Genomic DNA, 1,231 nt, shown 5'->3' on the forward strand with positions numbered 1-1,231 from the left:
CCGACGAGGCGGATGACGGCGTCGCGGTCGGGGAAGATCCCGACGACGTCGGTGCGGCGGCGGATCTCCTTGTTGAGTCGTTCGTTGGGGTTGTTCGACCAGATCTGGCGCCAGATCTGTTGCGGGAAGCCGGTGAAGGCGAGCAGGTCGGCGCGGGCGTCGTCGAGGTGGGCGGCCACCGCTGGCAGTGACCTGCTGACCGAGTCGAGGAGTTTGTCGAACTGGGCGTGGACCGTAGCGGCGTCGACCTGGTCGTAGACCGAGTGCAGCACGGTCTTGACCGCCGGCCACGCAGACTTCGGACACACCGCCATCAGGTTCGCGGCGTAGTGCGTGCGGCACCTCTGCCAGGATGCGCCGGGCAGGTTCGCGGCGATCGCGTCGACCAGGCCGGCGTGGGCGTCGCTGGTGACCAGCAGGGTGCCGGTCAGGCCGCGGGCGACCATGTCGGCGAAGAACGCGTTCCATGCCTGCTTGGTCTCGCTGGTGGCGACTTTGACGCCGAGGACCTCGCGGTGGCCGTCGGCGTTGACGCCGGTCGCGACCAGCACGACCGCGTTGACAACTCGGCCCTGCTCACGGACCTTCATGGTCAGCGCGTCGGCGGCCACGAACGTGAACGGCCCCGACTCGCCCAGCGGCCGGGTGCGGAACGCCGCGACCTGGGCGTCCAGGTCGGCGGCCATCCGCGAGACCTGTGACTTGGACAGGCTGGTGATGCCCAGCGACTGTACGAGTTTGTCCATGCGCCGGGTGGAGACGCCGAGCAGGTAGCAGGTCGCGACCACGCTGACCAGCGCGGCCTCGGCCCGCTTACGCCGTTCGAGCAGCCACTCGGGGAAGTAGGAGCCCGACCGCAGTTTCGGGATGGCCACGTCGATGGTGCCGATGCGGGTGTCGAGCTCGCGGTGCCGGTAGCCGTTGCGGGAGTTGACCCGTTCCGGCGAGGCGATGCCGTACTCGGCGCCGCAGACCGCGTCGGCCTCCACCGACAGCAGAGAGTTGATCACCGTAGACAGCAGGTGCCGCATCAGATCCGGCGACGCGTCGGTCAGTGCCTGGCCCAGCAGGCCGGCAGGGTCGATGATGTGAGGTGCGGTCATCGCGGTAGTCCCTTTCGAGAGTGCTGTGGAAGGTTCACTCGAAAGATCACGCGATGGCCGCGCTCTATGCCGGACGAGTTGTCCGGCGATCACGCCAACCGCGTTACACCACTATCAGGGACGCCACT

At 68.1% G+C, this 1,231-nt stretch carries 1 protein-coding gene; it reads right to left on the bottom strand.

The window, feature by feature from the left end:
* Positions 1-1,103: IS256 family transposase (locus AB0C02_RS33600; protein WP_357553245.1), on the bottom strand; the 1,103-nt coding region annotated here is incomplete at its 3' end.
* Positions 1,104-1,231: the final 128 nt, after the last annotated feature.

This window comes from Micromonospora sp. NPDC048999, assembly GCF_040649295.1.
Lineage (GTDB): Bacteria > Actinomycetota > Actinomycetes > Mycobacteriales > Micromonosporaceae > Micromonospora.